Origin of the sequence: Gilliamella sp. Nev6-6 (assembly GCF_001690605.1) — a bacterium.
Taxonomy (GTDB): Bacteria; Pseudomonadota; Gammaproteobacteria; order Enterobacterales; family Orbaceae; genus Gilliamella; species Gilliamella apicola_C.
Window position 1 is genome coordinate 1 of the sequence record NZ_LZHP01000033.1, and the last position, 1,723, is coordinate 1,723.

Genomic DNA, 1,723 nt, shown 5'->3' on the forward strand with positions numbered 1-1,723 from the left:
GTGATAAATTAAAAAAGGAACTTCAATGGTGAAAAAGGTAATAGCACCTGAACAGGAAAAATATGATGTTATATATGAAAAAATATTATTCAATAAAATAACGGAGGCATTTTCTTGGCGAGAGCGTCCGAAAGATATGTGGGAATTAAGTTTTGAAACTGCAACAATAATAATGCCTGATGATGAAATAGCGCTAAAACAATTTTTGGGTAAGAATTGGCAAGATATCACTCTTGATATATACGTAAACTATGATGATGCTTTATATGTATTTACTCCATCAGCCTATGCTTATTATTTACCTGGGTTACTTATTACTTCAGCTAAAGCTATGGATATAGCTATAGCTGAAGATGAAGCTATAGTTAGAGCTGAGGCTGAAGCTGAGGCTAAAGCTAAAGCTATAGATATAGCTTTAGGTAGAACCAGAGCTAAAGTAAGAGCTAAAGCAAGAGCTATGGCCAGAGCTGAGGCTTTAGCTAAAGCAAGAGCGATAGGGGATAAAAAAGCAAGGATTAAAGGTTTTATAAATATAGTTGTATTTTGGATTATGGATTTTGAAAAAATACTGTCTGACAGCTATCTATTTAAACGCTGGGCAACATTAACCATTGAAGAATATTTAGCAGTTAAAGCTTGGCTAATATGGATTACAAGAGAAGATACATATCAAGATGATGAAGATATCTATCAAAATGATGAAAGTCTATGTCAACATGATGTAATGAATTCTTTGATTAGCCTAGACAAACTTATTGACCTTGCTAAGCAACGAGAAAAATGACGCTGTAAATAAATTGTAAATACCCCAAACTTAGTACACAACTCACGTAGAAAATCATGCTGCTTGTTTTAGTGTTTTATACTCAATCGGTGTCATGTTATTTTATGCCTCATGCGGTCTTTCGGTGTTATAAATGGTTAGCCATTCTTCGGTTACCTTTCTTGCTTGTTCTAGATTATTAAATAGATATAAATCGAGCACTTCAGTGCGATAGATACGATTAAATCGTTCAATATAGCCATTTTAATATGGGCTACCGGGCTGGATATAATTAATGGTTATACCATGTAATTTAGCCCAGTTGGTAAAGGTTTTTCCTGTAAATTCTGGCCCATTATCGACCCGTATTTTTAATGGATACCCATGATATTCGGCCAGTTTATCTAAGTAACGGGTAATCCTTCCTGCTGGTAAGCTTACTGCAATATCAATACCTAACGCCTCACGATTAAAGTCATCGATGACATTGAATGTTCTAAAGCGACGTTGATTACGGCTACTGTCACTCATAAAATCCATTGACCAACATTCACCTTGTTTATTGGGGACTAATAACCTTTCTGGGCATCGTGGAGGAATGCGTTTTTTACGCTTTACCCTGAGATTAAGCTTTAATTCACAATACACCCGATATACCCGTTTATGATTCCAACGATATCCCAGTTTTCTGATTCGATTAAAACACTTAGGAAAGCCCCAGCGTAAATGCCTATCTGTGATAGCATTCAACACCAAAATAATCACTGAATCATCCAGTAACTTAGGTTGATAATAGTAAGCACAACGGCTTAAACCAACAATGGCACAACTCATTGCAATAGTAACTGAATGATTTTGTTGTAGTTGCTGTGCCCATCTTTTACGTGCCTTGGTGGGCACTAAAGCTTTTTTATGATTTCTTCCTGAAGCTGGGATTTTAAGCTCAGTTCGGCAAACATC

3 protein-coding genes are annotated in these 1,723 nt (G+C 35.9%); 1 reads left to right on the forward strand and 2 read right to left on the reverse strand.

The annotated features are described in order from the left end of the window. Positions 1 to 25: 25 nt before the first annotated feature. Positions 26 to 784, forward strand: coding sequence for a hypothetical protein (locus A9G42_RS13590; protein WP_065652762.1), 759 nt, complete (start codon positions 26 to 28; stop codon positions 782 to 784). 102 nt (positions 785 to 886) lie between these two features. Here the strand turns inward: A9G42_RS13590 and A9G42_RS13195 are convergent, their stop codons facing one another. After that, positions 887 to 1,018, reverse strand: coding sequence for an integrase core domain-containing protein (locus A9G42_RS13195; protein WP_082211882.1), 132 nt, complete (start codon positions 1,016 to 1,018; stop codon positions 887 to 889). Positions 1,019 to 1,027: 9 nt separating this feature from the next. Then, positions 1,028 to 1,723, reverse strand: a 696-nt coding sequence (locus A9G42_RS04555) for a DDE-type integrase/transposase/recombinase (RefSeq protein WP_218837763.1), incomplete at its 5' end; no start/stop codon positions are given.

Excerpts from the sequence above, each read along its gene's own strand:
- A9G42_RS13590 (WP_065652762.1), top strand. The coding sequence starts at position 26 with ATGGTGAAAAAGGTAATAGCACCTGAACAGGAAAAATATGATGTTATA.